This window comes from Bacillus sp. B28 (assembly GCF_029536185.1).
Classification (GTDB): Bacteria; Bacillota; Bacilli; order Bacillales; family Bacillaceae; genus Bacillus; species Bacillus halotolerans.
The window spans coordinates 2,477,725-2,503,451 of record NZ_CP120511.1 but is presented as its reverse complement, the minus strand read 5'-3'; the positions used below and the strand labels follow the sequence as shown (position 1 = coordinate 2,503,451).

31 protein-coding genes and 1 riboswitch are annotated in these 25,727 nt (G+C 44.5%); of the genes, 27 read left to right on the top strand and 4 right to left on the bottom strand.

Translation table 11 applies throughout. The features are described 5' to 3' along the window. Window position 1: 1 nt before the first annotated feature. Window positions 2–1,675 (bottom strand): DEAD/DEAH box helicase, encoded by a 1,674-nt coding sequence (locus P3L57_RS12315; RefSeq protein WP_059293610.1) that lies wholly within the window; start codon window positions 1,673–1,675, stop codon window positions 2–4. 168 nt (window positions 1,676–1,843) lie between these two features. Next, window positions 1,844–1,945, top strand: a riboswitch (glycine riboswitch). A gap of 173 nt (window positions 1,946–2,118) precedes the next feature. On the opposite strand from P3L57_RS12315, the gene gcvT reads away from it, so the two are divergent. Genes gcvT through gcvPB form a run of 3 tightly spaced genes read left to right on the top strand, consistent with a single transcriptional unit; the run spans window position 2,119 to window position 6,056 of the window. Beyond that, a complete protein-coding gene (gene gcvT, locus P3L57_RS12310; RefSeq protein ID WP_069487188.1) occupies window positions 2,119–3,207 on the top strand; it encodes a glycine cleavage system aminomethyltransferase GcvT in 1,089 nt (362 codons plus the stop codon). A 28-nt stretch (window positions 3,208–3,235) separates the two neighbouring features. Continuing rightward, window positions 3,236–4,582 carry an aminomethyl-transferring glycine dehydrogenase subunit GcvPA gene (gcvPA, locus tag P3L57_RS12305; RefSeq protein WP_069487189.1) on the top strand — a complete coding sequence of 449 codons (1,347 nt, stop codon included), beginning with the start codon at window positions 3,236–3,238 and terminating at the stop codon, window positions 4,580–4,582. Then, window positions 4,575–6,056, top strand: a complete 1,482-nt coding sequence (gene gcvPB, locus P3L57_RS12300; protein ID WP_044154625.1) for an aminomethyl-transferring glycine dehydrogenase subunit GcvPB — start codon at window positions 4,575–4,577, stop codon at window positions 6,054–6,056. The genes gcvPA and gcvPB overlap by 8 nt, the downstream gene beginning before the upstream one ends. 33 nt (window positions 6,057–6,089) lie before the next feature. Here the strand turns inward: gcvPB and P3L57_RS12295 are convergent, their stop codons facing one another. Then, the gene (locus P3L57_RS12295) at window positions 6,090–6,470 is read right to left on the bottom strand and encodes a rhodanese-like domain-containing protein (RefSeq protein WP_024122030.1); all 381 of its coding nucleotides are present in this window, start codon (window positions 6,468–6,470) and stop codon (window positions 6,090–6,092) included. 190 nt (window positions 6,471–6,660) lie between these two features. Here P3L57_RS12295 and lipM point away from each other — a divergent pair, with 190 nt between their 5' ends. The 3 genes from lipM (at window position 6,661) to P3L57_RS12280 (ending at window position 9,028) form a co-directional block, all read left to right on the top strand. Beyond that, complete coding sequence (gene lipM, locus P3L57_RS12290; RefSeq protein ID WP_069487190.1) at window positions 6,661–7,497, top strand: octanoyltransferase LipM; 837 nt, start codon at window positions 6,661–6,663, stop codon at window positions 7,495–7,497. Between the two features lie 100 nt (window positions 7,498–7,597). Then, a complete protein-coding gene (gene mntR, locus P3L57_RS12285; protein WP_010334908.1) occupies window positions 7,598–8,026 on the top strand; it encodes a transcriptional regulator MntR in 429 nt (142 codons plus the stop codon). A gap of 126 nt (window positions 8,027–8,152) precedes the next feature. Further along, window positions 8,153–9,028 (top strand): patatin-like phospholipase family protein, encoded by an 876-nt coding sequence (locus P3L57_RS12280; RefSeq protein ID WP_024122028.1) that lies wholly within the window; start codon window positions 8,153–8,155, stop codon window positions 9,026–9,028. On the opposite strand, the gene P3L57_RS12275 is transcribed toward P3L57_RS12280, so the two are convergent. Next, window positions 9,025–9,420, bottom strand: coding sequence for an SA1362 family protein (locus tag P3L57_RS12275; RefSeq protein ID WP_044154629.1), 396 nt, complete (start codon window positions 9,418–9,420; stop codon window positions 9,025–9,027). The genes P3L57_RS12280 and P3L57_RS12275 overlap by 4 nt on opposite strands. A 39-nt stretch (window positions 9,421–9,459) precedes the next feature. Continuing rightward, window positions 9,460–10,413 (bottom strand): DUF1385 domain-containing protein, encoded by a 954-nt coding sequence (locus P3L57_RS12270; protein WP_069487191.1) that lies wholly within the window; start codon window positions 10,411–10,413, stop codon window positions 9,460–9,462. Between the two features lie 231 nt (window positions 10,414–10,644). Here P3L57_RS12270 and P3L57_RS12265 point away from each other — a divergent pair, with 231 nt between their 5' ends. The 21 genes from P3L57_RS12265 (at window position 10,645) to P3L57_RS12165 (ending at window position 25,672) form a co-directional block, all read left to right on the top strand. After that, complete coding sequence (locus P3L57_RS12265) at window positions 10,645–11,178, top strand: YqhR family membrane protein (RefSeq protein ID WP_069487192.1); 534 nt, start codon at window positions 10,645–10,647, stop codon at window positions 11,176–11,178. An 87-nt stretch (window positions 11,179–11,265) separates the two neighbouring features. Next, entirely contained in the window at window positions 11,266–11,706 is a 441-nt protein-coding gene (aroQ, locus tag P3L57_RS12260; protein ID WP_024122024.1) for a type II 3-dehydroquinate dehydratase, read from the top strand. 2 nt (window positions 11,707–11,708) lie between these two features. After that, on the top strand, window positions 11,709–12,770 hold the full coding sequence (gene papA, locus P3L57_RS12255) for an aminopeptidase PapA (protein ID WP_069487193.1): 1,062 nt from the start codon (window positions 11,709–11,711) through the stop codon (window positions 12,768–12,770). 24 nt (window positions 12,771–12,794) lie between these two features. Continuing rightward, on the top strand, window positions 12,795–13,352 hold the full coding sequence (gene efp / locus P3L57_RS12250) for an elongation factor P (protein ID WP_024122022.1): 558 nt from the start codon (window positions 12,795–12,797) through the stop codon (window positions 13,350–13,352). Window positions 13,353–13,495: 143 nt separating this feature from the next. Next, a complete protein-coding gene (locus P3L57_RS12245) occupies window positions 13,496–13,777 on the top strand; it encodes a YqhV family protein (protein WP_010334901.1) in 282 nt (93 codons plus the stop codon). 75 nt (window positions 13,778–13,852) lie between these two features. Further along, window positions 13,853–14,776, top strand: coding sequence for a stage III sporulation protein AA (gene spoIIIAA, locus P3L57_RS12240; RefSeq protein WP_044154635.1), 924 nt, complete (start codon window positions 13,853–13,855; stop codon window positions 14,774–14,776). Then, window positions 14,770–15,285, top strand: coding sequence for a stage III sporulation protein SpoIIIAB (gene spoIIIAB, locus P3L57_RS12235; RefSeq protein ID WP_024122020.1), 516 nt, complete (start codon window positions 14,770–14,772; stop codon window positions 15,283–15,285). Before spoIIIAA ends, spoIIIAB begins: the two co-directional genes overlap by 7 nt. A gap of 22 nt (window positions 15,286–15,307) precedes the next feature. Next, complete coding sequence (gene spoIIIAC, locus P3L57_RS12230) at window positions 15,308–15,514, top strand: stage III sporulation protein AC (RefSeq protein ID WP_003153142.1); 207 nt, start codon at window positions 15,308–15,310, stop codon at window positions 15,512–15,514. A gap of 12 nt (window positions 15,515–15,526) precedes the next feature. Then, window positions 15,527–15,922, top strand: a complete 396-nt coding sequence (spoIIIAD, locus tag P3L57_RS12225; protein ID WP_081638335.1) for a stage III sporulation protein AD — start codon at window positions 15,527–15,529, stop codon at window positions 15,920–15,922. Window positions 15,923–15,940: 18 nt separating this feature from the next. Beyond that, complete coding sequence (gene spoIIIAE / locus P3L57_RS12220; protein WP_069487194.1) at window positions 15,941–17,140, top strand: stage III sporulation protein AE; 1,200 nt, start codon at window positions 15,941–15,943, stop codon at window positions 17,138–17,140. A gap of 13 nt (window positions 17,141–17,153) precedes the next feature. Further along, window positions 17,154–17,774, top strand: a complete 621-nt coding sequence (gene spoIIIAF / locus P3L57_RS12215) for a stage III sporulation protein AF (protein WP_044154638.1) — start codon at window positions 17,154–17,156, stop codon at window positions 17,772–17,774. Further along, window positions 17,767–18,456 carry a stage III sporulation protein AG gene (gene spoIIIAG, locus P3L57_RS12210; RefSeq protein ID WP_010334895.1) on the top strand — a complete coding sequence of 230 codons (690 nt, stop codon included), beginning with the start codon at window positions 17,767–17,769 and terminating at the stop codon, window positions 18,454–18,456. Before spoIIIAF ends, spoIIIAG begins: the two co-directional genes overlap by 8 nt. Then, window positions 18,457–19,107 carry a stage III sporulation ratchet engulfment protein SpoIIIAH gene (gene spoIIIAH, locus P3L57_RS12205; RefSeq protein WP_024122016.1) on the top strand — a complete coding sequence of 217 codons (651 nt, stop codon included), beginning with the start codon at window positions 18,457–18,459 and terminating at the stop codon, window positions 19,105–19,107. Between the two features lie 151 nt (window positions 19,108–19,258). Then, a complete protein-coding gene (accB, locus tag P3L57_RS12200; protein ID WP_024122015.1) occupies window positions 19,259–19,741 on the top strand; it encodes an acetyl-CoA carboxylase biotin carboxyl carrier protein in 483 nt (160 codons plus the stop codon). An 11-nt stretch (window positions 19,742–19,752) separates the two neighbouring features. Next, window positions 19,753–21,105, top strand: a complete 1,353-nt coding sequence (gene accC / locus P3L57_RS12195; protein WP_059293619.1) for an acetyl-CoA carboxylase biotin carboxylase subunit — start codon at window positions 19,753–19,755, stop codon at window positions 21,103–21,105. A 20-nt stretch (window positions 21,106–21,125) separates the two neighbouring features. Next, window positions 21,126–21,533, top strand: coding sequence for a fatty acid biosynthesis protein YqhY (yqhY, locus tag P3L57_RS12190; RefSeq protein ID WP_010334891.1), 408 nt, complete (start codon window positions 21,126–21,128; stop codon window positions 21,531–21,533). Between the two features lie 264 nt (window positions 21,534–21,797). Further along, complete coding sequence (nusB, locus tag P3L57_RS12185; RefSeq protein ID WP_024122013.1) at window positions 21,798–22,193, top strand: transcription antitermination factor NusB; 396 nt, start codon at window positions 21,798–21,800, stop codon at window positions 22,191–22,193. An 11-nt stretch (window positions 22,194–22,204) separates the two neighbouring features. Next, window positions 22,205–23,056 carry a bifunctional methylenetetrahydrofolate dehydrogenase/methenyltetrahydrofolate cyclohydrolase FolD gene (folD, locus tag P3L57_RS12180; protein ID WP_024122012.1) on the top strand — a complete coding sequence of 284 codons (852 nt, stop codon included), beginning with the start codon at window positions 22,205–22,207 and terminating at the stop codon, window positions 23,054–23,056. A gap of 138 nt (window positions 23,057–23,194) precedes the next feature. Then, complete coding sequence (gene xseA, locus P3L57_RS12175; RefSeq protein WP_069487195.1) at window positions 23,195–24,541, top strand: exodeoxyribonuclease VII large subunit; 1,347 nt, start codon at window positions 23,195–23,197, stop codon at window positions 24,539–24,541. Then, window positions 24,538–24,792 (top strand): exodeoxyribonuclease VII small subunit, encoded by a 255-nt coding sequence (locus P3L57_RS12170; RefSeq protein ID WP_024122010.1) that lies wholly within the window; start codon window positions 24,538–24,540, stop codon window positions 24,790–24,792. The genes xseA and P3L57_RS12170 overlap by 4 nt, the downstream gene beginning before the upstream one ends. Next, window positions 24,782–25,672, top strand: a complete 891-nt coding sequence (locus P3L57_RS12165) for a polyprenyl synthetase family protein (protein ID WP_069487196.1) — start codon at window positions 24,782–24,784, stop codon at window positions 25,670–25,672. The genes P3L57_RS12170 and P3L57_RS12165 overlap by 11 nt, the downstream gene beginning before the upstream one ends. Window positions 25,673–25,727: the final 55 nt, after the last annotated feature.

The following is a 25,727-nucleotide window of genomic DNA, read 5'->3' as shown; positions in this document are numbered from 1 at the left end:
GCTAAGAACCTCTTTTTTCAGCGGGCTGCTGTTTTTTATAAGATAAAAATGAGGTTAAGTTGTCCATTTTAATTTTCATTTCTTCTTCGGTTGCCGAATGGTACAAAATATCGTGCAGGTGCTCTTCAAAATTGTTGACTTGAATTTTTGTTAAAATGTCATCAAGCTCGCCGACCACTTTTTCAAATAAATGAATTTTTTCATATAAAAGCTTTAAAATATGCTCTTCCACTGTATGTTTGGTAGCCATGTTATAAATATGGACGTCACGTTCCTGCCCGAGCCTGTGGATTCTTCCGATTCTTTGTTCAAGCCGCATCGGATTCCATGGCAAATCATAGTTAATCATGTGATTGCAAAACTGCAGGTTGATCCCTTCGCCGCCCGCTTCAGTTGCAATCAGCACTTGAACCTTCCCGCGGAAAAGGTCCTTCATCCAGTCTTTTTTCCCGCGTTTAAATCCGCCTCTGAACGGCACAGAGCTGATGCCGTGTTGCTGAAGAAACCATTGCAGGTAAATTTGAGTGGCACGGTATTCTGTAAAAATAATGACTTTATCGTCTATCTTTTTAATCAGATCGACGACTTGATTCGCTTTAGAATTTTGCGTCACTTGATTGATGCGGTCCATTAATATAGAAATGGTGTGTTCATCAATGGCTGGTGCCTGTTTTTCTTTTTGGTCGAGCATTTTTTTCAGTGTCATGTACACAGCTTCCCTGCTTGAACAGCATTCTCTTTGGAGTGTCATAATGGAGAACATGCTGGCCGGTTTGTTAATGCTTTCTTTCAGGCGGGAAATCTCATCGTAAAGCGCCTGCTCTGATGGAGAAAATTCAATCGGCACTGTTTCGACGCGGCGCTGCTTCCAATTCAGCCCGGTGTCATGCCGCCTGTTGCGAATCATGACTTTATTCACTAGATCTTTTAAATGATCATGTGCTTCTAAGCTGGATTTCTTTTTAGAAAACATTTCTTGAAAGTGATTCTGATTGCCTAAATGACCAGGCTTTAATAAGGAAACCAAATTGAAAATTTCTTCAACACGGTTTTGGATTGGCGTCGCAGTCAGCAGCAGGCAGTATTTTTTCACAAGATTCCGGACAAATTCATAGTTCTTTGTTTTGCTATTTTTCAGCTTGTGGGCCTCATCAATAATGACGAGATCATATGGGATTGACAGCACAATTTCCCGGTGGGGCGAGCGCTTTGCAGTATCGATGGAGGACACGACGATATCGCACTGCTCCCACACATAGCTCTTCTTTTGCTCAACAGCCGGAATCAAAAATTTTTCCTGAAGCTCTTTCACCCACTGCGAAACAAGAGAAGCTGGCACAAGGATCAGAATTTTTTTGGCTAACCCGCGAATCATATATTCTTTTAGAATCAGTCCCGCTTCAACAGTTTTGCCGAGCCCCACTTCATCTGCTAAAATCGCTTTTCCGTTCATTTTTTCAACAACCTTCTGCGCAACCTCAAGCTGATGGGGAAGCGGCGTGAAGGAAGGGAGATATAATGGGGCCCGCAAGCCTTCAAATTCAGGAATCGCCAATGTTTCCTGGATTTCTGATGAAAGCTTGTACAGCTCCCAGTTTGACCACGGACCGTCGTTTTTCAGTCTTTCGGCAAATTCTTCGGGCCATTTTGTATCATATGTGATTTCTGCATTCATTGCTGTGAAACCGCCTTTCATATTCTTCAATTTTTAAAATGAACAATATAAGAAAAATCCGCCCAAATTGCTGTTGCCCAGCATATAGTGATGATGGTAGGATATGAGTATGTATTTGATGTAAGATATTGCTATAGTATGTCCATAACAGCATGAAAATATGAGCGAATGACAGCAAGGGGAGAGACCTGACCGAGAAAACCGGGATACAGGCGCCGAAGGAGCAAACTGCGGAGTGAATCTCTCAGGCAAAAGAACTCTTGCTCGACGCAACTCTGGAGAGTGTTTGTGTGAAATGCGCAAGCCACCAAAGGGGACGTCTTTGCTATTGCAAAGTAAACTTTCAGGTGCCAGGACAGAGAACCTTCATTTAATATGAGGTGTTTCTCTGTCCTTTTTTGTATGTTTTTTTAGCTGCGCCGTTGAAAAAGGGGAGGAATTTGATGCTGAAAAGAACACCGTTATTTGAATTGTATAAGGAATATGGAGGGAAAACGATTGATTTCGGAGGCTGGGAGCTTCCTGTTCAATTTTCTTCAATCAAAAAAGAGCATGAGGCTGTCCGAACAGCAGCCGGGCTGTTTGATGTATCTCATATGGGGGAAGTCGAAATCACAGGGGATGACAGCTTATCTTTTTTACAAAAGCTGATGACAAATGATGTATCCGCGTTAAAAACCGGCCGTGCGCAATATACCGCGATGTGCTATCCGGATGGCGGCACCGTTGATGATTTACTCATCTATCAAAAAGCTGAAAACCGCTATTTGCTTGTCATAAATGCTTCAAATATAGATAAAGATCTTGCTTGGCTCAAAGAACACGCAGCAGGAGATGTCCAGATTGACAATTTGTCAGATCAGATTGCGCTTTTGGCCGTGCAGGGACCGAAGGCAGAAACAATTTTAAAAAATCTGACAGCTTCAGATATGTCTGCTTTAAAACCATTTGCATTTATTGATGAAGCTGATATCAGCGGCTGCAAAGCACTCATTTCGCGCACCGGCTATACGGGTGAAGACGGGTTCGAAATTTACTGCCGTGCTGATGACGCCGTCCGAATTTGGAAACAAATCATTGAAGCGGGTGAAGAACACGGGCTTATGCCATGCGGGCTAGGGGCGCGTGATACACTCAGATTTGAAGCGAAGCTCCCGCTCTATGGCCAGGAGCTGACTCGGGATATCACGCCGGTTGAAGCAGGTATAGGCTTTGCCGTAAAACACAAAAAAGAATCTGATTTTTTCGGGAAGTCTGTATTGAGTGAACAGAAAGAAAACGGGGCCAAACGAAAGCTCGTCGGTCTTGAAATGATTGAAAAAGGAATACCGAGACACGGATATGAAGTGTTTCAAAGCGGCAAATCCGTCGGAAAGGTGACAACAGGCACCCAGTCACCGACATTGGGGAAAAACGTGGGCCTTGCCTTGGTTGATGCTGGAGCGAGTGAGATCGGAACTGTTGTAGAAGTGGAGATTCGCAAAAAATTAGTGAAAGCAAAGGTAGTTAAAACACCATTTTATAAACGCTAAAAATTTTTCTTTGGAGAGGGGTCAACACATGAAGCACCGCTATTTGCCCGCGACAGAAAAGGATAAACAGGAAATGCTTGATGCCATCGGCGCAAACACGATCGATGATTTATTCGCCGATATACCGGAGAACGTCAGATTTAAAAAAGAGTATCAAATCAAAAAGGCAAAATCAGAAACAGAATTAACAAAAGAACTGACAAAGCTGGCGTCTAAAAACTGTGATACCGTTCAATACGCATCTTTCTTAGGCGCCGGTGTATATGATCATTATCAGCCGGTTATTGTGGATCATGTCATTTCAAGGTCTGAGTTTTATACAGCTTATACACCATATCAGCCGGAAATTTCTCAAGGGGAGCTTCAGGCGATTTTCGAGTTTCAAACGATGATTTGTGAATTAACTGGCATGGATATCAGCAACTCTTCTATGTATGATGGCGGAACAGCCTTGGCGGAAGCTGCGATGCTTGCCTCCGGACATACGAAAAAGAAAAAAATTGTGGTGTCAACAACCGTGCACCCTGAATCGAGAGAAGTGCTGAAAACATATGCAAAAGGACAGTATATTGAAGTTGTTGAAGTCCCTGCCGCAAATGGAGTGACTGATCTTGATGCTTTGCGCGAAACCGTTTGTGACGATACGGCGGCGGTCATTGTGCAGTACCCGAACTTTTTTGGTCTGATTGAGCCGTTGAAGGATATTGAGCCGATCGCTCATCAGGGAAAATCCATGTTTATTGTCTCAGCCAATCCGCTTGCATTGGGACTTCTGACCCCGCCGGGCGCTTTTCAGGCCGATATTGTGGTTGGCGACGCACAGCCATTCGGGATTCCTTCCGCATACGGCGGACCCCATTGCGGATTTTTTGCGGTCACGAAAAAATTAATGAGAAAGGTGCCGGGCCGCCTCGTCGGACAAACGGAGGATGAAAACGGAAAAAGAGGTTTTGTGCTTACCTTACAAGCCAGAGAGCAGCATATTCGCAGGGATAAGGCGACGTCAAACATCTGCTCGAACCAGGCTTTAAACGCACTGGCCGCTTCCGTCGCCATGACGGCTCTCGGGAAAAACGGCGTAAAAGAAATCGCCCGCCAAAATCTCTTAAAAGCTAATTATGCTAAGCAAGAAGCGAAAAAAGCGGGGCTCACCGTAATGTTTGACGGGCCGATGTTTAACGAATTCGTTATCAAACTAGATGAACCTGTGAAATCGGTAAATCAAAGATTGCTGACAAAAGGGATCATCGGCGGCTACGATTTGGGTCTGACGTATCCGGAGCTTGACCGCCATATGCTTATTGCCGTAACAGAGCTGAGAACAAAAGAAGAAATTGATGCACTCATTCAGGAATTGGGGGATCGCCATGAATAATCAGGATCAGGCACTTATTTTTGAGCTTTCAAGAGAAGGCCGTGTCGGCTACAGTCTGCCGGAGCTTGACGTACCGGAAATGGAAGTGGAGGACCTCTTGTCAGACAGCTATATCCGGGATGAGGACGCAGAGCTGCCGGAGGTTTCTGAGCTGGATATTATGCGGCATTACACAGCATTGTCCAGACGGAACCACGGGGTTGATTCGGGCTTTTATCCGCTCGGTTCCTGCACAATGAAATACAATCCGAAATTGAATGAAAAAATCGCGCGGATTCCCGGTTTTGCCGCGATCCATCCTCTTCAGGACGAAGACACAGTGCAAGGCGCTTTGGAGCTTTTATATGACTTAAGCAAGCATCTCGAGGAAATTACGGGAATGGATGAGGTCACGCTTCAGCCCGCGGCGGGGGCGCATGGCGAATGGACGGGACTGATGATGATCCGCGCTTATCATGAGGCGCGCGGAGATATGAAACGGACAAAGGTCATTGTCCCCGATTCAGCTCATGGGACAAATCCTGCGTCTGCAACAGTTGCCGGTTTTGAAACGGTGACGGTGAAATCGAATGAAAACGGGCTTGTTGATTTAGAGGATTTAAAAAGAGCGGTGAATGAAGAAACCGCAGCTCTTATGCTGACGAATCCGAATACACTCGGATTATTTGAGGAGCAGATCACCGAGATGGCGGAAATCGTTCACCAAGCCGGAGGAAAGCTGTATTATGACGGCGCTAATTTAAATGCCGTGTTAAGTAAAGCGAGACCCGGTGATATGGGATTTGATGTGGTGCATCTTAATTTGCATAAAACCTTTACAGGGCCTCACGGCGGAGGCGGTCCAGGTTCAGGTCCGGTTGGCGTAAAAGAAGATCTGATTCCTTATCTGCCAAAACCCGTTTTAATCAAAAAAGAAGGCCGGTTTACTTTTGACTATGACCGCCCTCACGCGATCGGCCGTGTTAAGCCTTATTACGGCAACTTCGGCATCAATGTCAGAGCGTATACGTATATTCGCTCTATGGGCCCGGACGGGTTAAAGGCCGTTACTGAAAACGCGGTGCTGAACGCCAACTATATGATGAGAAAGCTTGCCCCTTATTACGATCTGCCGTTTGACCGCCATTGCAAGCACGAATTTGTATTGTCAGGGAAACGCCAGAAAAAGCTTGGGGTGCGTACGCTGGATATTGCAAAACGGCTGCTCGATTTCGGCTATCATCCGCCTACAATTTATTTCCCGCTTAATGTTGAGGAGTGCATCATGATTGAGCCGACAGAGACAGAATCCAAGGAAACGCTGGATGCGTTTATTGATGCTATGATCCAAATTGCGAAAGAAGCAGAGGAAACTCCGGAGCTCGTTCAGGAGGCTCCGCATACAACAATCGTCAAAAGAATGGATGAAACAAAAGCAGCGAGACAGCCTGTACTTAGATACGAGAAAAACGTAAGCAGCGAACTTGTAAAATAAAAAACAGCTGTCTGATATCAGACAGCTGTTTTTTTAATTTTTGGCTTTGATTTTTCCGCCCCATTTTTTAAAGCCGCCCTTAAGGTTATAAATCTCAGTGCAGCCGTTTTTGCGCAGGGTTTGTGCCGCGCGTCCGCTGCGGACACTGTTCTGGCAGTACAGATAGACAGGCTTGTCCGGCCGGATTTCATTTTTTCTCTGTTTCAGCTGAGAAAGCGGAATGTTGCGGGCGCCTAAAATATGTCCGCCATCAAATTCATTCGGTTCACGAACATCGATAAGCTGCGCTTTGCGGTAACCAGCGCGGAATTCTTCTTCCGAAAGTGTTTTCATAATTCGCTGCTGATAGACATATGAAGCAATCATATAGACGATAAACGCAGCAAAAATAATTAAAACGATCATATTAGACAATGTGATTCTACTCCTTTAACGTATAAAATCAAAACCCTGCTTCTTTAAACAAGGGCATAGAGACGTTTTCGACAAATACTATTATAGTAAAGCACGGCGCGATTGTCATCCATAATGGAACTAAAATATTTTTCATTTTCCCGGCAGTTTGTTAAACTGATTCTATTAAAACGGTAAGGAAGGTCTCAAAATGGAAAAAGAAACTTGGCGGTTTATAGACTCAGGAAATGCAAGCCCGGCTTTCAATATGGCGCTTGATGAAGCGCTTTTATATTGGCACAGTGAAAAGAAAATTCCTCCGGTCATCCGTTTTTACGGCTGGAATCCGGCGACGCTTTCTGTAGGTTATTTTCAAAATATTAAAAAGGAAATCAATTTTGAAGCAGTACATAAGTATAATCTTGGATTTGTCAGACGACCGACCGGAGGAAGAGGGGTGCTCCACGATCAGGAATTGACATACAGTGTAATCGTTTCTGAGGATCATCCGGAAATGCCGGCGACTGTAACCGAGGCATATCGGGTTATTTCAGAAGGCATACTCCAAGGCTTTAGAAATCTTGGTCTGGACGCTTATTTTGCCATTCCGAGAACCGAAAAAGAAAAAGAAAGCTTAAAGAACCCGCGCTCTTCCGTTTGTTTTGATGCGCCGTCCTGGTATGAGCTCGTTGTCGAGGGACGCAAGGTGGCGGGAAGCGCGCAAACGAGACAAAAAGGCGTCATTCTTCAGCACGGCTCCATTCTGCTTGATTTGGATGAGGACAAGCTGTTTGATCTGTTTTTGTATCCGAGTGAAAGAGTCAGAGAGCGGATGCAGCGCAATTTTAAAAATAAAGCGGTTGCGATTAATGAACTCACCGATCACCCGGTGACGATGGAGGATGCACGCAAGGCTTTTAAATCCGGATTTGAAACCGGTTTGAATATTCACTTGGAGCCGTACGAATTATCCCAGGAAGAGGTTGATTTTGTTCAGGACTTGGCAGAAACAAAATATGCTTCTGATGAATGGAATTATAAGCGGTAAAAAGGGCTTTTTGGCCTGCAGAGCATCCTTGTTTTTTCAAGTTCATTAGTGTAAACTTGTAATGATTTATAAAGTTAAGGTGCTTTTTGGGAGGGTTTCGATGACGACACCAAGTATGGAAGATTATATTGAACAGATTTATATGCTGATTGAAGAAAAAGGATATGCAAGGGTTTCTGATATCGCGGAAGCATTGGCAGTCCACCCCTCCTCTGTAACAAAAATGGTTCAAAAACTAGATAAAGACGAATATTTAATTTATGAAAAATATCGCGGTCTCGTGCTAACGTCTAAAGGAAAGAAAATAGGCAAACGGCTAGTATACAGACATGAATTGCTTGAGCAGTTTTTAAGAATCATTGGTGTTGATGAAGAGAAAATATATAACGATGTCGAAGGAATCGAGCATCATTTAAGCTGGAACAGCATTGATCGCATCGGTGATCTTGTTCAATATTTTGAAGAAGACGATGCGCGTAAAAAAGAGCTGAAATCAATCCAAAAGAAAACAGAACATCATAATCAGTAAAAAGGCGGGCCTCAAAGGAGGCCGCCTTTTTTTGATGAAATGCGCCCTGCTTCATTCATTGGTCTATTTCTTCGCGTTTTTTCTTAAAATGATAGTAAACCATTGGATGGAGGGGGAGGGTATGGGATGTATATTGACGGTGTGTTTTCTGGCGGAGGGGTAAAAGGCGTGGCGCTTGCCGGCGCTTATGAAGCGCTTGAGGAAAAAGGCTTCCGCTTTGCACGGCTTGCCGGCACAAGCGCCGGCGCCGTTATTGCCGCTTTTATTGCATCAGGTTATTCAAGCAAGGAAATTCACGCTTTGATTGAAGAAGTGGACGGAGAGAGGCTGCTGGACCAGCGATACTCATTTCTCCCCTTAAAAATGCTCCAATGGGTGTCCATTTACTGGCGTTTGGGCTTGTTTAAAGGAGACACATTAGAAAAGTGGATCGCCGACCTTTTAAGAGCGAAAGGCGTACGCGTCTTTGGCGATTTGAAAAAAGGCTCTTTGCGGCTCATCGCTTCGGATCTGACAAACGGTACAATGATCGTGCTGCCGGATGACTTGGTCCGCTACGGGTTAAATCCGGATATGTTTCCGGTTGCCAGAGCGGTAAGAATGAGCTGCAGCATTCCCTATTTTTTTGAACCAATAAAATTAAAAACAGATACAGGAACTGCCACCGTAGTGGATGGGGGCGTTTTAAGCAATTTTCCCATATGGCTGTTTTCTAAAGAAAGAAAACGACCTGTTATCGGTGTGACGCTTGCGCCGAATGAAAGGGAGCGGCCGAAAAAAAATATCGGAAACGCTTTTGAACTGTTTGGCGCTCTGTTTGAAACGATGAAGGATGCGCATGACGCAAGACATATCGCGTCACGCTATGAGCAAAATATCATTTTTCTTCCGGTTGACAACGTGATGGCGACCGAATTTCATTTAACACAACAAAAAAAACTAGCCCTGATTGAGCTAGGTAAAAGTCGGACAGAGCAGTTTTTAAAGCAGTGGACCTATTAAAAAAGCGCTCTGTTTTTCTTTTTATTTTTTTTGCCTTCTATGACAGTCAGCTGCGTCTGGCTTTTTTTCTTGAGAATCATCGGCTTAGGTTTGCTGGCGCTCGGAACGCTTCGCAGATGGCTCACTCGGCCTTTATGCCCGGCGCGGTGCTTTGCTTTTTGTTCTTTCAGCCGGCGCCGCGATTGTTTGGCCGCTTTTTTAAAAGCCGCTCCTTCACTGCCAGTATTTCGCTTCATTACATATTTCACAATAAAATAAATAATGATACCTGCCAAGATGACGGTTATCGCCATTTTTGCCATTTCTCCGGGATTGGTTACCAGCACATAGAGGAAACCGAACGCTCCCAGCGCAATTAATACAGCAATAATAGGTTGTACACGATGATTCATAACTGTCCACCTCCGAAAGTAATAGCAGGGCAACGGATATTAGATGACGTTGTGAGAAGGCTGCTCTTTTTGTTCAGATCTTTCTTCGAGTCTGAGAAGCTCGTTAAAGCTTTCGATTGCAACTTCTACTTGGTCATCCTTAGGTTCTTTCGTCGTTAACAGCTGAAGCCAGAGGCCCGGGTACCCGAGACATTTCAAACCGGGAATATCACGCACTTTATTTGTCAGCTGCAGCACTTCAAAGGAAATCCCAAGTACAACCGGTATGAGAGCGACACGATCTATAACACGCAACCAAAGCGGATCTGTCGGAACAAGCAAGTATACAAACATACCGACAATAATGGTAAATAAAATAAAGCTGGACCCGCAGCGGTAATGAAGCCGTGATTGATTTTGAACGTTCTCTACAGTAATTGGCAAATTCTGTTCATAACAGTTTATGACCTTATGTTCGGCTCCATGATATTGAAACACTCTTTTAATCAGCGGTGTCATGGATAAAAAATAAATATAACCGAGCAGCAAAATCAGTTTGAATAGACTTTCAACTGCGATTTGCGCTGTGTCCGTTGGAAAAACCGGTCTTGTCAGTTCAGCTAAGAAAACAGGAACCAATGTAAATACGAATTTACTGAACAAAAATGATAAGACGCCGATCACTGCAAGGCTGAGATACATTGACAGCCCCGAGGTTTTTTTTTCTTCCTTAAGCGTCTCGTCCTCAGACGGATCAAGTCCGTAGCGTTCACTCGAGAAATTCAAATGCTTTGTGCCGTTAGCGCTCGCTTCAATAATAGCAGCGATCCCTCTTATAAATGGTATTTTTTTCACCATGTTCAGCTTCGGATTGTGTTTCCGCGGAAGCTTGAAGAAATCAATGCTTCCGTCTGTTCTTCGTATGGCCGTAACGTAATTGTGTTTTCCGCCAAACATAACGCCTTCCACAACCGCCTGCCCGCCGTAAGCGGGCGGAATTTTATGTTTTGACATATTCATCAACCTGCCTATTTCTTTAGGATTGCTAACTATTTCCTTTCACTCTATTGTACAGGAAACAGCGCGAAACCTCTAGATTGACGGGCTGAAAATTTGCCAGAGCCTTGCTTTTTCTACATGCAGTATACCCGTTATTTTCAAATTTTACTCGCTGCTGTCAAAATGTGTGAGCTTTTTTATTGACATTTCATTTTTTGGGCACACTTTAACAAGGAGGTGGCCGTTATGACTAGTGAAAAAAATACAGATCAAAACGAACAAACAAAAGAGGATCAGGGACCGCCGGTGCCAATGGGCGGCAGGGTAGCGGCGACGGGTTTTTGCGGAGGCGTATTATGGAGTTTCGTCGGTTATATCGCCTACTTATTTCATTTTTCCGAAATCAGCCCCAATATGATATTGCAGCCGTTTGTACTCGGAGAGTGGAAAAAACATGGTTTAGGAACGATTATCAGCATCATTGTGATTGGCATCATTTCGATTGGCGGGGCGTTTCTTTATTATCTTCTCTTGAAACGCTTGAAAACGATGTGGCCTGGTATGTTATACGGCTTGCTGCTTTGGCTGCTCGTGTTTTTTGTGTTTAATCCGATTTTCCAGGATGTGCGCGCCGTAACTGAATTGAAATCAGATACGATTATTACAACGATCTGCATCTATCTGCTTTACGGTCTGTTTGTCGGATATTCAATTTCATTTGAATATAATGAGCTGAACTCGGAAAAGCTGGCACGTGCGCTGGGAACACAGAGAGAATAGTGTATTATCCTTTTTTGTTATGATAAAATGTTCACGAGAAGTGAACATTTTTTACATGAGAAACCCTCGCGAAAAGGAGAGAGCCATGTGCCTCATTTTTTGATTTTGAACGGCCCGAATGTCAATCGGCTGGGGAAGCGTGAGCCGGATGTATTTGGGCGTCACACACTGACAGATATTGAAACAGATCTTTTTCAATTTGCTGAAGCCTTACATATTCAGCTTACTTTTTTCCAGTCTAATCATGAAGGCGATTTGATAGACGCCATACACGAGGCTGAGGAACAATATGACGGAATTGTTTTGAATCCGGGCGCGCTGAGCCATTACAGCTATGCCATCAGGGATGCTGTTTCAAGCATCAGCCCTCCTGTGGTTGAGGTGCATTTATCAAATTTATACGCCAGAGAAGAATTCAGGCATCAGTCAGTGATCGCTCCTGTTGCGAAAGGGCAGATTGTCGGCCTCGGATCTGAAGGCTACAAGCTTGCTGTTCGCTATTTATTAAGCCGGCAAGGGGGAGAATAAAGATGAAACTTGAGAAATTAAGAAACTTGTTCGAACAGCTGGGGATAGACGGAATGCTGATTACAAGCAGCATCAATTTGCGCTATATGACCGGTTTTACAGGGTCAGCGGGCTTAGCTGTCATATCCGGAGACAGGGCTGCGTTTATTACGGATTTCCGTTATACGGAGCAGGCCAAGGTTCAGGTAAAGGGCTTTGAAATCATTGAGCACGGCGGCAGCCTGATTCAAACCACTGCCGACACAATTGAAAAGTTCGGCATCAAACGCCTCGGTTTTGAACAAAACAGTATGACCTACGGCACATACGCGTCTTACAACGCGATTATCAGTGAGGCTGAATTAGTGCCTGTGGCTGAATCCGTGGAAAAGTTGCGCTTGATTAAGTCTAATGAAGAGATTAAGATATTAGAGGAAGCTGCGAAGATTGCAGATGATGCTTTCAGCCATATCTTGACGTTTATGAAACCCGGCATTTCTGAAATAGCTGTTGCCAATGAATTGGAGTTTTATATGAGAAGCCAAGGAGCGGACAGCTCTTCTTTTGATATGATTGTCGCCTCGGGCCTTCGGTCAAGCCTTCCCCATGGAGTGGCAAGTGACAAACTGATTGAAAGCGGGGATCTTGTTACGCTGGATTTTGGCGCTTACTATAAAGGATATTGTTCTGACATTACCCGAACGGTCGCTGTAGGCCAGCCTAGTGATCAATTGAAAGAAATTTATCAGGTCGTATTTGATGCTCAGGCACTCGGCGTCGAACATATTAAGCCGGGCATGACAGGCAAAGAGGCTGACGCCCTGACAAGGGATCATATCGCTGCAAAAGGCTACGGCGAGTACTTCGGCCATTCAACCGGGCATGGGCTCGGCATGGAAGTTCATGAGTCGCCGGGGCTGTCCGTCAGATCTTCAGCTATCCTTGAACCGGGCATGGTGGTTACAGTGGAGCCGGGCATTTACATACCAGAAACAGGCGGTGTCCGAATTGAAGATGACATCGTGATGACAGAAAACGGCAACCGGACAATTACCCATTCCCCAAAAGAACTCATTATTTTGTGATTGGAATATAGGAGGACATTAAACATGATTTCAGTAAACGATTTCCGTACAGGATTAACAATCGAAGTGGATGGCGGCATTTGGCGCGTCGTTGACTTCCAGCACGTAAAACCGGGTAAAGGTGCGGCATTTGTCCGTTCTAAACTTCGCAACCTGCGTACTGGCGCGATTCAGGAAAAAACATTCCGTGCTGGTGAAAAAGTGGCAAAAGCGCAAATCGAAACAAAAACAATGCAATACTTATATGCAAACGGAGATCAGCACGTATTCATGGATACAAGTTCTTATGAACAGCTTGAACTGAGTGAAACTCAAATTGAAGAGGAATTAAAGTATCTGCTTGAAAATATGTCTGTACACATCATGATGTACCAAGATGAAACACTCGGTATCGAACTTCCGAACACGGTTGAGCTGAAAGTGGTAGAGACTGAACCTGGTATTAAAGGTGATACGGCATCAGGCGGTACAAAACCTGCGAAAACCGAAACTGGTCTTGTTGTAAACGTGCCGTTCTTTGTCAATGAAGGCGACACTCTTGTAGTCAACACATCAGATGGTTCCTACGTTTCAAGAGCGTAAGGAGAAAAAAGAGGCCTGTTCCCAATTGGGAGCAGGCTTTTTTTGTGCGCAAAAACAGAATCTTTCTTTTATACGAAAATGGCAAGACTACTTCCGACAGCTAGAGCATATCATATAAAAAAATGGGAGGTTGGGAGAGTGCTATGAAATTTTTTCTTGGAAATATTAATTCTACTGTTTTGACAATGGCCGGATTGCGAGTTTTATCCTCCATGATTGAGCTGACGGCCGCGATTGTGATGCTTGTGACAAATGATGTCCGCAAAGCGGTTGTGGTCAACAGCATTCTTGCTATTGTCGGTCCGCTGATTTTTATCATCACCATGACTGTGGGAATCTACCAAATTGCCGGGCAGCTGTCATATGCAAAACTGATCTTGATTTTTACGGGTGTCGTGTTGATTTTAGCGGGTGTCCACAAATAAAGAGAGGCTTGTCATAAAGTCTGCCTCGCATCATACATTTTAAAGAAGCCGATCGGTAGAAAGGAGGAGACTCTGTTGAATGAAATTGCTGACGTTCTCCCTGAATCCATGAAAAATGCCCTTTCTGAAATACCGGAACATCAATGGCTGGAAATCGAAGAAATCAGAATTCGGGTTAACCGCCCTGTTGAACTGATACGAAAAGGACAACCTCTTTTTTTGTCCTATGCGGGCACGGCCGAGGATGCCCACCTGATCCTCAGCCGGCTGAGCAATTATAGTATGTATACGCTCGAAGAAGAGCTGAAGAAAGGGTATGTCACCATCAGGGGCGGCCACAGAGTCGGACTTGCAGGCAGAGTCATTACAGAAAACGGAGGGGTGAAGGGCCTCCGCGACATTGCGTCTTTTAATATACGAATTGCCCGGCAAAAGCTTGGTATTGCAGAACCGCTGCTGCCTTATCTGCATCAAAACGGCTGGCTGAATACATTGATTATCGGTCCGCCGCAAACCGGTAAAACAACGCTGCTTCGGGATCTTGCCAGACTGGCGAGCAGCGGCAAGAACCGGATTCCGCCCGTAAAGACAGGCATTGTCGATGAACGGTCGGAAATTGCCGGGTGCCTGCGCGGCATTCCGCAGCATCAATTCGGACAGAGAATTGACGTGTTAGATGCCTGTCCGAAGGCTGAGGGGCTGATGATGATGATCCGGTCAATGAGTCCCGAGGTGATAATCGTTGATGAAATCGGAAGAACGGAGGATACAGAAGCACTTCTCGAGGCGCTGCATGCCGGTGTTTCGGTCATTGTATCCGCGCATGGCTGGAGTATTTCTGATCTGATGAAGCGGCCTTCATTAAAGCGTCTGTGGGAAGAAAAAGCCTTTGACCGCTATTTGGAATTATCCAGAACGAAGGGACCGGGCACGGTAAGCCGTATTTATGACAAAGACGGAAACGTGCTTTCGGGAACGAGGGACGTGAAAACATGCTGAAGCTGTTAGGCGCTGTATTCATTGTAGCTGCGACAACATGGACAGGTTTCGAGACGGCGAAAATTTATACAGAACGGCCAAGGCAAATCCGTCAGCTGCGTGCGGCGCTCCAATCTCTCGAGGCGGAAATTATGTACGGCCATACACCGCTTCATACCGCTTCACAGCAGATCGCAAAACAGCTTGCACAGCCTGTTTCGGCTCTGTTTCTCAGTTTTAGCGAACAGCTGGAGAAAGGCAGTGATTCCGCTAAAACGGCATGGGAGCAAAGCTTAAAAAAAGTGTGGGACAACATGTCACTGAAAAAAGCCGAATATGATGTGCTGAAGCAATTCGGCGAGACGCTTGGGATTCACGATCGAATCTCACAGCAAAAACATATCAAGCTGGCACTTACACACTTAGAGGCATCGGAAGCGGATGCTGAGCAGGCACAAGCGAAAAATGAAAAGATGATAAAAAGTTTAGGCTTTTTAGCGGGCTTGTTACTCATTCTTCTATTGATGTAAACGTGAGGGGAGCAAAAATAAAATGGGAGTAGACGTTAATGTCATTTTTCAAATCGCCGGAGTGGGAATCGTGGTCGCTTTTTTACACACGATTTTGGATCAGATGGGAAAAAAAGAATACGCCCAGTGGGTGACGCTGTTAGGTTTTATCTATATTTTATTTATGGTCGCCACCATTGTGGATGACCTCTTTAAAAAGATAAAAGCTGTGTTTTTATTTCAAGGATAGGGGGGCTTACAGATTGACATTGTTCAAATTGTAGGTTTAGGGCTGATCGCCACCTTCCTTTCTTTGATCGTAAAAGAACAAAAGCCGACATTTGCCTTTTTAATTGTCGTATTTGCCGGATGTGTTATTTTTCTCTATTTGGTAGATCAAATCTACGACATTATCAGAATGATTGAAAAAATAGCCGTTAACGCCAATGTCAACATGGTATATGTTGAAACGATTTTAAAGATTATCGGAATCGCCTATATTGCTGAATTCGGGGCGCAGCTCACCAAGGATGCCGGTCAAGGGGCCATCGCCTCGAAAATAGAATTGGCGGGGAAAATTCTGATTCTCGTTATGGCTGTTCCTATTTTAACCGTGATTATTGAAACGATTCTTGGACTTATACCTTCCATGTCATAACCGAAAGGAGGCGGCAGATTGAAGCGTTTTCGATGGGCGTTGGTTCTTGCAGTGCTGCTCGTATTCGGCTGCACAGAAATTGTACAAGCAGCAGACGATTCGGTCCAAACAGAAGAACATACCGAAACGCCGGAGCAATTGGCTGAAAAAACGGCAGAGTCGCTTGAAACAGACAAGATCGGTGAATTTTGGAATGACATAATGACGGAGTACGGCGGGCTTCTGCCGGAAAGTCAAAAAGGAAGTTTGCTTGAGTTTATAAACGGCGATAAATCTTTTTCACCGCAAGAATGGCTGAAGGCTCTCTTTTCTTATTTGTTTCATGAAGTGCTTGCCAATGGAAAGCTTCTCGGCACGTTGATTTTGCTGACGATTTTTTGCGTCATTCTTCAGCTTCTGCAAAATGCATTTCAGCAAAGCACAGTCAGCAAGGTTGCCTACGCAATTGTTTATATGGTGCTGATTATCCTTGCACTGAACAGCTTTCATGTAGCGATCAATTATGCGACAGAGGCGATTCAGACGATGACCAGTTTTATTTTGGCTCTCATTCCTCTCCTGCTGGCGCTTTTGGCTTCTTCTGGAGGAGCTGTATCTGCGGCCTTCTTTCATCCTGTTATTCTCTTTCTAATGAATACGAGCGGTCTGCTGATTCAAAATATCGTCATGCCGCTGATTTTCTTATCAGCGATTCTGAGCATCGTCAGTACAATGACTGAACAATACAAAGTAACGCAGCTGTCCAATCTTCTCAGAAATATTGCCATCGGAGCGCTGGCAGTCTTTCTCACTGTGTTTCTCGGCGTCATTTCTGTGCAGGGTGCCTCGGCGGCAGTGACAGACGGCATTACGCTCAGGACGGCTAAGTTTATTACCGGTAACTTCATTCCTGTTCTTGGAAGAATGTTTACTGACGCAACGGATACAGTGATCAGCGCTTCCTTATTGCTGAAAAATACGGTGGGAATCCTGGGTGTCGCCATTTTGATTTGTATTGCGGCTTTCCCGGCAATCAAAGTGCTTTCTCTCGCTTTTATTTACAAGCTGGCAGCCGCGATTCTCCAGCCGCTCGGCGGCGGTCCGGTCATTACCTGTCTCGATGTCATCAGCAAAAGCGTCATTTATATTTTTGCGGCTCTCGCTATTGTGTCTCTCATGTTTTTTTTAAGCCTTACCGTCATTATTACTGCCGGAAACCTCACGATGATGATGAAATAAAGGAGGCTGACGGATGAGTTTTTTAACTGAATGGCTTACCAGCATCGTCTTATTTATCCTATTTGCAATCGTCATTGATATGCTGCTGCCGAGCTCCAGCATGCAAAAGTACGCAAAAATGGTAGTCAGCCTGCTGCTGATCGTCGTCATGCTTACTCCAATCTTTAAGCTTTTCAAAACAGACCCCGAAGTCATCTTTGAATACCTCACAAAAAACGGGCAATCGGAATCTGCCGAAATAAAAAATCAGATCAATTCAAAAAAAATAGAAATACAAGCTTCCCAGCGCGCATATATTTTAGAAGAAATGGCTGTCCAACTAAAAAAGAAAGCGGAGGAGATGTTCAGTCATGACGAATATAAAGTAGACCAAATCAAGATCACGGCAGGAGAAAAAGTAGATTCAGAAGAGGATATCAAAACAATCAGCGTGTATATGGCCCCGTCTTCTGAAAAAACGGTCCAAACGGTCGCGCCGATCGACATTAATACGGATCATGCATACGTCACGAAAGAAAAAGCGGAACAAAAAGAAGCTAAACAGATTGAGACAAAGCTTGCGGACATTTGGGAAATCGGCAGTGAGAAAATTACGGTTCATATGGAAGGCGGGGAGAGGATCGGCAATGAATAAAAACGGATTATGGAACGTATTGAAAAAGCAGTTTCTTCCGGGGCAATCGAAGGACGGCGAAAAACCGAAGCTGACCAAATATCATTACTTTCTGTTCGTTTTTGTTCTCGGCGTCTCCTTTATGCTTGTCAGCCAGCTCTTTTCTTCACCGGAGAAAACGGAAAACGCCCAGACGATAACAGCACCGGCATCAGCTGATTCGGCGGACAGCAAAGAGAAAACAGCTGAAGTGTTTAAAGCCTCTAAATCTGATGATCCTAAAAACTCTATTGGCGATTATGAAAAAGAATATGAAAACCAGCTGAAAGAAATTCTTGAAACCATTATCGGCGTGGAGGATGTCTCGGTTGTGGTCAATGTAGACGCAACGTCACTGAAGGTTTATGAAAAAAACAAATCAAGCAAAAATACAACAACTGAAGAAACAGACAAAGAAGGCGGAACTAGAAGTGTGACGGATCAAACATCAGAGGAAGAAATCGTCATGATCAGGAATGGGGATAAAGAAACCCCTGTTGTGGTTCAAACGAAAAAACCTGACATACGCGGTGTACTCGTTGTTGCTCAAGGAGTGGACAACGTTCAAATAAAACAAACCATTATTGAAGCGGTGACACGGGTCCTGGATGTTCCAAGCCACCGGGTTGCGGTTGCCCCTAAAAAAATAAAGGAGGATTCATAAATGCTCAAAAAACAAACCGTTTGGCTGTTAACAATGCTCAGTCTTGTTGTGGTGTTAAGTGTTTATTATATCATGTCACCGGAAAGTAAAAACGCGGTGCAGATGCAAAGTGAAAAAAGCCCGTCTGACAGCGGTGAGGTCGCAACTGAAAAAACACCTGCCAAGGAAGACACAAAGGAAAAAAACGGTGCTGAAACAGAAAAAGAAGACGGAACAAAGGGGACGAAAGATTCTTCATCAGACAAAGAAACTTCCGCTGAAGCGAGTGAAAAAGGAACAGTTGTGACCGAAACCGCCGATGATGATCTCTTCACAACGTACCGCCTTGATTTAGAGGACGCCAGAAGCAAGGAAAGGGAAGAACTGAATGCGATCGTATCCAGCGACGATGCAACAGCAAAGGAAAAGAGCGAAGCATATGATAAAATGACAGCCCTCAGTGAAGCGGAAGGAACAGAAAAACAGCTTGAAACACTGATTAAAACACAAGGCTATGAAGATGCCCTCGTAAATGCGGAAGGAGACAAAATCAACATCACGGTCAAGTCTGACAAACACTCCAAATCTAAAGCTACAGCCATCATAGACCTTGTTGCCAAAGAAATTAAAACGATGAAAGACGTTGCTGTCACATTTGAGCCTTCCAAATAGTTAATGAACAACCGCCCGCCGAAACGCGGGCTTTTTGCATGCCAATCATATTAGAGTTGAATTCAAAAGTCCGCTCCTGTAAGATAAACATAGTATGTACTTTTAGTAGTAACCTATAAAAAGAAATTTCAATACATAGGAGTGCGATGGAATGTTAAATATTAAAGAAATCCATGAGCTGATTAAAACAATTGACGAATCTTCAATTGATGAATTCGTATATGAAAATGAAGGTGTTTCCCTAAAACTGAAAAAACACGAAGCGGGTACAGTGCAAGTGATGCAGCAAGCACCGGCAGCACCTGTACAAGCAGCGGCTCCGCAAACGGCACAGCCGCAAGCGCAGCAAGCAGCGCCGGCACCTGCACAAGAGGCGCCGAAACAAGATGAAAACCTGCATCAAATCAAATCGCCGATGGTGGGAACATTTTATGCTTCTTCATCACCGGAAGCCGGTCCTTATGTAACTGCAGGCTCTAAAGTAAATGAAAACACAGTTGTCTGCATTGTGGAAGCAATGAAGCTATTCAACGAAATCGAAGCGGAAGTAAAAGGCGAAATCGTTGAAGTATTAGTTGAAAACGGCCAGCTGGTTGAGTATGGACAACCTCTATTTCTTGTAAAAGCAGAGTAAGGAGACTTAACATGATAAAAAAGCTATTGATCGCCAACAGAGGAGAAATTGCTGTCAGAATCATCAGAGCCTGCAAAGAGCTCGGCATTGAGACTGTCGCTGTTTATTCAGAAGCTGATAAAGATGCCCTGCATGTGCAAATGGCTGATGAGGCTTTTTGTATCGGACCGAAAGCATCAAAAGACAGCTATCTAAACGTTACAAATATCGTAAGTGTCGCCAAGCTTACCGGCACAGACGCTATTCATCCGGGATACGGATTTTTAGCTGAAAACGCCGACTTCGCGGAATTATGTGAAGAAGTGAATGTCACGTTTGTCGGACCTAGCGCTGAGGCCATTTCAAAAATGGGAACAAAAGACGTTGCGCGGGAGACGATGAAACAGGCGGGCGTGCCGATCGTTCCAGGTTCACAAGGAATTATAGAAAATGTGGAAGAAGCGGTTTCGCTGGCTAATGAAATTGGGTATCCTGTAATTATAAAAGCCACCGCAGGCGGAGGCGGAAAAGGAATCAGGGTTGCGCGCACCGAAGAGGAATTGATTAACGGCATTAAGATTACTCAGCAGGAAGCTGCAACTGCATTTGGAAATCCTGGAGTTTACATCGAAAAATACATAGAGGATTTTCGTCATGTTGAGATCCAAGTGCTTGCCGATAATTATGGAAATACCATTCATTTGGGCGAACGCGACTGCTCGATTCAAAGACGCCTTCAAAAGCTTTTGGAAGAATCACCATCTCCTGCGCTTGATTCAGAAATCAGAGAGCAGATGGGTGAAGCAGCGGTTAAGGCTGCAAAAGCAGTTGGCTACACAGGCGCGGGAACAGTTGAATTTATTTATGACTACAGAGAACAGCGCTACTACTTCATGGAAATGAACACAAGAATTCAAGTAGAGCACCCGGTCACAGAAATGGTGACAGGAACAGACCTGATTAAGGAACAAATCAGAGTCGCATCAGGAATGGAACTCACCCTCAAACAAGAAGATGTTCTATTTGAAGGCTGGGCCATCGAATGCCGAATTAATGCGGAAAACCCAAGCAAAAATTTCATGCCGTCACCCGGTGAAATCAAAATGTATCTGCCGCCGGGCGGTTTAGGTGTCCGTGTAGATTCAGCCGCGTATCCGGGCTATACCATCCCTCCGTACTACGACAGCATGATTGCGAAAGTAATCACATACGGAAAAACGAGAGATGAAGCGGTCGCCCGCATGAAGCGCGCATTAAGCGAATTTGTCATCGAAGGCATAGAAACAACAATCCCGTTCCACATCAAACTGCTTGAACACGAAACATTTGTCAGCGGAGAGTTTAATACGAAGTTTTTAGAAACATATGATGTAATGGGCTCATAATTTTTACGGAGGTGAATTGAATGAAAGACAACAGCTTGCTTAAAATGGATCATGAAGACACGCATTTAGGTAAGGTTGAGATCGCGCCGGAAGTCATTGAGGTGATTGCGGGTATCGCAGCTTCTGAAGTTGACGGCGTTGCTGAAATGCGCGGGAACTTTGCGACAGGGGTCGTCGAGCGCTTCGGCAAAGTAAACCACGGCAAAGGCGTAAAAGTCGACTTGGCGGATGACGGAATTACGATCGATGTCTACTGTGTTGTCGCATTCGGCGTTTCCATTCCGAAAGTCGCAGCGGCCGTTCAGGAAAACATTCGTCAAACCTTATTAAATATGACGTCTCTTTCAATTAACGAGATCAATATTCACATCGTCGGCATTCAATTTGACACAAAAGCCCAGGAAGTCGAAATCGACGAAGAAATGTAAATGGCTTAACAGAAAACCAAGGGGAGGGCGGCCCTTTGGTTTTTTTACACGTTACCCTTTATTTCAAAGCATGAAGAAAGCCGGCTCGAGGCAGCCGAGTTTCTTCATGATCGTGAAATCCGAATGATCATATGAAGGTGTGTAAAAATATTCGGTAATAGGGTCGAAAAACCTTGATTTCAATATGCGGATACGAAAAAAATATGTTATGATCTCTTTATGGCTTAACGACAAGCGGATAAAGAGGATCAAAGGAGAAAGAAAATGAAAAGAAGAACAGCAAGAGAAAAAGCTTTGCAGGCACTATTTCAAATTGATGTCAGCGATATTGCAGTGAATGAAGCCATTGAACACGCATTAGATGAAGAAAAGACAGATCCTTTCTTTGAAAAGCTTGTATACGGTGTACTTGAACACCAGGTTCAGCTGGATGAAATGATTTCGAAACATCTGGTGAATTGGAAGCTTGACCGGATTGCCAATGTTGACCGTGCTATTTTGCGTCTGGCAGCATACGAAATGGCATATGCCGAAGACATTCCGGTAAATGTCTCCATGAACGAAGCGATTGAGCTGGCGAAACGGTTTGGTGATGACAAAGCGACAAAATTTGTAAACGGGGTTCTTTCTAACATTAAATCTGATATTGAACAATCATAGGAGGAAAGAAAATGACTGCAACAATCATCGACGGAAAAGAAACGGCAAAAGAAAAACGCGAACAATTGGCAAAAGAAGTAGAAGAGCTTAAAAAGCAAGGCGTCACTCCCGGCCTGGCGGTTATTTTGATTGGAGATGACCCAGCTTCTCATTCTTACGTGCGGGGAAAGAAAAAAGCAGCAGAAACAATGGGCATGAATTTTAAGCTTGATCAATTCGACAGCAGCCTCACAGAAGCTGAACTGCTTTCGATTATTGACAAATACAATGAAGACCCTGAGTTTCACGGAATTCTCGTTCAGCTTCCGCTTCCAGACCATATTTCTGAAAAAGCGGTGATTGAACGTATTTCTCCTGATAAGGATGTAGACGGTTTTCATCCGTTAAATGTAGGAAAAATGCTGCTAGGCGAAGATACATTTCTTCCTTGTACGCCGCACGGAATTGTTGAGCTTTTGAAGAAAACCAATATTGACCTTTCCGGTAAAGAGGTTGTTGTAGTCGGCCGAAGCAATATTGTCGGTAAACCTGTCGGCCAGCTTTTATTAAATGAAAACGCGACAGTGACATACTGTCATTCAAGAACAAAAGATATATCTGAACATACGAAAAAAGCGGACATCCTGGTGGTGGCGGTCGGTAAAGCCAACTTCATCACTGCTGACCAGATGAAAGAAGGCGCCATCGTTATTGACGTCGGCGTTAACCGTTTGGAAAGCGGAAAGCTTTGCGGAGACGTTGAGTTTGAAGGTGCGAAGGAAAAAGCATCCTTTATTACACCTGTTCCGGGCGGAGTCGGTCCTATGACCATCACGATGCTTGCGCATAATACTGTTAAATCTGCGAAACGTACGTTATCATAGATCTTTGGAGATATTCAGAGACAGGCTAAAACCCTGCCTCTGGATAATGAGCACGATACCCGCTTCTTCAGGCTCCTTAAGCCAGAGCGGGTTTTCTTTAGTTATGGTGCAGGAATGCTTACGAGAGGAGTTTGAGACATGGGTGAAACAGCGTATGTTACTGTCTCAGCGCTGACAAAGTATATAAAACGAAAATTCGATGTAGATCCTCACCTTGAAAATATTTGGATTAAAGGCGAATTATCGAATGTAAAGATACACACGAGAGGCCATATTTACTTCACGTTAAAAGACGAAAACGCCCGGATGCAGTCGGTCATGTTCGCCAGACAGAGCGAGCGTCTTCCTTTTAAACCTGAAAACGGTATGAAAGTGCTGGTGAGAGGCGGAATTTCCGTATACGAACCGAGCGGAAACTATCAATTATATGCAAAAGAAATGCAGCCTGACGGGGTCGGAGCGCTTTATTTAGCGTATGAAGAATTAAAAAAGAAGCTAGCCGGAGAAGGTTTATTTGACGAACGCTACAAAAAACAAATCCCCGCATTTCCAGCCACAATCGGGGTTGTGACATCACCCACAGGTGCTGCTGTCAGAGATGTCATTACAACTCTAAAAAGAAGATATCCCCTTGTAAAAGTCATTGTTCTTCCAGCGCTCGTTCAGGGTGAAAATGCGAGCAGATCAATCGTTAGGCGCATTGAAGAGGCGAATGAAAAACAGGCGTGCGACGTATTAATTGTCGGAAGAGGCGGCGGATCGATTGAGGAACTGTGGGCGTTTAACGAAGAAATCGTAGCGCGTGCGATCTTTGCCTCCAACATACCGATCATATCGGCAGTCGGGCATGAGACGGATTTTACCATCAGTGATTTTGTTGCGGATATCAGAGCGGCGACACCTACAGGAGCAGCTGAGATTGCAGTGCCCCATACCACTGATTTAATGGAACGGACGAAAACGGCGGAAGTCAGAATGACAAGAGCGATGCAGCAGCATCTCATCCAAAAAAAAGAACGGGTTCAAACACTTCAATCCTCATATGCATTTCGCTTTCCTAAGCGGCTGTTTGAGCAAAAAGAGCAGCAGTTTGACCTTGCATACCAGCAGTTTCAAGCTCAGCTTACCGCGCTGTTGGACCGGAAAAGCAGACAGCTTGAGCGCGAAACTTACAGATTAGAGGCGCTGCACCCCCATGAACAGCTGAAACAGGCGAGAAAACGGTATGAGGATCAGACGAATCAGCTGAAAAAAAATATGAATATCCAAATGAAGCAGCTGCATTCTCAGTTTCAAACCGTTCTTGGCAAGCTGAACGCGCTAAGTCCCCTTCAAATTATGGAAAGAGGATACAGCTTGGCTTATAAGGAAGATGAACTCATAAAAAGCGTCAGTCAGATAGAAGAGAAAGACCAGCTTGAGGTAAAGCTGAAGGATGGCGTGCTGACCTGTGAAGTATTAAATAAGAGAGGGGAAGAAAAATGACAGACATGAAAAAAAATGAAAGCATGACGTTTGAAGAAGCGATGAAAGGCTTAGAAAGCATTGTATCAAAGCTTGAAGAAGGCGATGTGCCTCTGGAGCAAGCAATTAACTACTTTCAAGAAGGAATGGCTCTTTCAAAAATGTGCCATGAAAAGCTTCAAAAAGTAGAAAAGCAAATGGACTTCATTTTAAAAGAAGACGGCGAACTGGCACCTTTTAGTGTTCAGGAGGAAGACGAAGGTGACAAATAAATTAGCTAGCTTTCTGGCGGAGCGTAAAAAAACGGTTGAAAAACAGCTCTTTGTATATACAGAAAACCTTAATATCCCGGATTCATTAAAAAAATCTATGCTGTATTCCCTTGAGGCCGGAGGGAAACGGCTGCGGCCTCTCATCGTGCTGGCGGTTTTGAACGCGTACGGAAAAAGTGAAAAAGACGGTATCCCAGTCGGGTGCGCTGTTGAAATGATTCACACGTATTCATTAATTCATGATGATCTGCCTTGCATGGATGATGATGATCTGCGCCGCGGAAAGCCGACAAACCATAAAGTATTTGGTGAAGCCACGGCTGTTTTAGCGGGAGACGGGCTGCTGACGGAAAGCTTTAAGCTGATTACGTCCCATGTGTCAGACGAAGTATCCGCAGAAAAGCGGCTCCGTCTTGTGAATGAACTGATTTCAGCAGCGGGAACCGAGGGCATGGTCGGGGGGCAGATCGCCGATATGGAAGCAGAAAACCGCCAGGTCACGCTTGAAGAACTTGAATCCATTCATGAACGGAAAACAGCCAAACTGCTCGGTTTTGGCGTCATCGCCGGCGCTATTTTGGCGGATGCGCCTGAGGAAGAAATTGAAACATTGCGCGTCTTCAGCAGCCACATTGGAATCGGTTTTCAAATCAGAGACGACATTTTAGATTTAGAAGGCAGTGAAGAGAAAATCGGCAAACGTGTCGGCTCGGATACAACGAACGACAAATCGACTTATCCGTCACTTCTGTCACTGGAAGGGGCCAAAAAGAAATTGGACAGTCACATAAAAGAAGCAAAGCGCTTGATCGACGGGCTCTCCCTTCAAAAAGACCTTTTGTATGAGCTTTGTGATTTAATTGCGGCAAGAGACCACTAAAACGATCCTTATTTGAAGCGGCTGCACGACATATGGTAGAATGTAAGCAGTTTCG

Coding starts and splice junctions, on each gene's coding strand:
- P3L57_RS12315 (WP_059293610.1), bottom strand. CDS start 1,675: ATGAATGCAGAAATCACATATGATACAAAATGGCCCGAAGAATTTGCC.
- gcvT (WP_069487188.1), top strand. CDS start 2,119: ATGCTGAAAAGAACACCGTTATTTGAATTGTATAAGGAATATGGAGGG.
- gcvPA (WP_069487189.1), top strand. CDS start 3,236: ATGAAGCACCGCTATTTGCCCGCGACAGAAAAGGATAAACAGGAAATG.
- gcvPB (WP_044154625.1), top strand. CDS start 4,575: ATGAATAATCAGGATCAGGCACTTATTTTTGAGCTTTCAAGAGAAGGC.
- lipM (WP_069487190.1), top strand. CDS start 6,661: ATGGAAAAAGAAACTTGGCGGTTTATAGACTCAGGAAATGCAAGCCCG.
- mntR (WP_010334908.1), top strand. CDS start 7,598: ATGACGACACCAAGTATGGAAGATTATATTGAACAGATTTATATGCTG.
- P3L57_RS12280 (WP_024122028.1), top strand. CDS start 8,153: ATGTATATTGACGGTGTGTTTTCTGGCGGAGGGGTAAAAGGCGTGGCG.
- P3L57_RS12275 (WP_044154629.1), bottom strand. CDS start 9,420: ATGAATCATCGTGTACAACCTATTATTGCTGTATTAATTGCGCTGGGA.
- P3L57_RS12270 (WP_069487191.1), bottom strand. CDS start 10,413: ATGTCAAAACATAAAATTCCGCCCGCTTACGGCGGGCAGGCGGTTGTG.
- P3L57_RS12265 (WP_069487192.1), top strand. CDS start 10,645: ATGACTAGTGAAAAAAATACAGATCAAAACGAACAAACAAAAGAGGAT.
- papA (WP_069487193.1), top strand. CDS start 11,709: ATGAAACTTGAGAAATTAAGAAACTTGTTCGAACAGCTGGGGATAGAC.
- efp (WP_024122022.1), top strand. CDS start 12,795: ATGATTTCAGTAAACGATTTCCGTACAGGATTAACAATCGAAGTGGAT.
- P3L57_RS12245 (WP_010334901.1), top strand. CDS start 13,496: ATGAAATTTTTTCTTGGAAATATTAATTCTACTGTTTTGACAATGGCC.
- spoIIIAB (WP_024122020.1), top strand. CDS start 14,770: ATGCTGAAGCTGTTAGGCGCTGTATTCATTGTAGCTGCGACAACATGG.
- spoIIIAC (WP_003153142.1), top strand. CDS start 15,308: ATGGGAGTAGACGTTAATGTCATTTTTCAAATCGCCGGAGTGGGAATC.
- spoIIIAF (WP_044154638.1), top strand. CDS start 17,154: ATGAGTTTTTTAACTGAATGGCTTACCAGCATCGTCTTATTTATCCTA.
- spoIIIAG (WP_010334895.1), top strand. CDS start 17,767: ATGAATAAAAACGGATTATGGAACGTATTGAAAAAGCAGTTTCTTCCG.
- spoIIIAH (WP_024122016.1), top strand. CDS start 18,457: ATGCTCAAAAAACAAACCGTTTGGCTGTTAACAATGCTCAGTCTTGTT.
- accB (WP_024122015.1), top strand. CDS start 19,259: ATGTTAAATATTAAAGAAATCCATGAGCTGATTAAAACAATTGACGAA.
- accC (WP_059293619.1), top strand. CDS start 19,753: ATGATAAAAAAGCTATTGATCGCCAACAGAGGAGAAATTGCTGTCAGA.
- yqhY (WP_010334891.1), top strand. CDS start 21,126: ATGAAAGACAACAGCTTGCTTAAAATGGATCATGAAGACACGCATTTA.
- nusB (WP_024122013.1), top strand. CDS start 21,798: ATGAAAAGAAGAACAGCAAGAGAAAAAGCTTTGCAGGCACTATTTCAA.
- folD (WP_024122012.1), top strand. CDS start 22,205: ATGACTGCAACAATCATCGACGGAAAAGAAACGGCAAAAGAAAAACGC.
- xseA (WP_069487195.1), top strand. CDS start 23,195: ATGGGTGAAACAGCGTATGTTACTGTCTCAGCGCTGACAAAGTATATA.
- P3L57_RS12170 (WP_024122010.1), top strand. CDS start 24,538: ATGACAGACATGAAAAAAAATGAAAGCATGACGTTTGAAGAAGCGATG.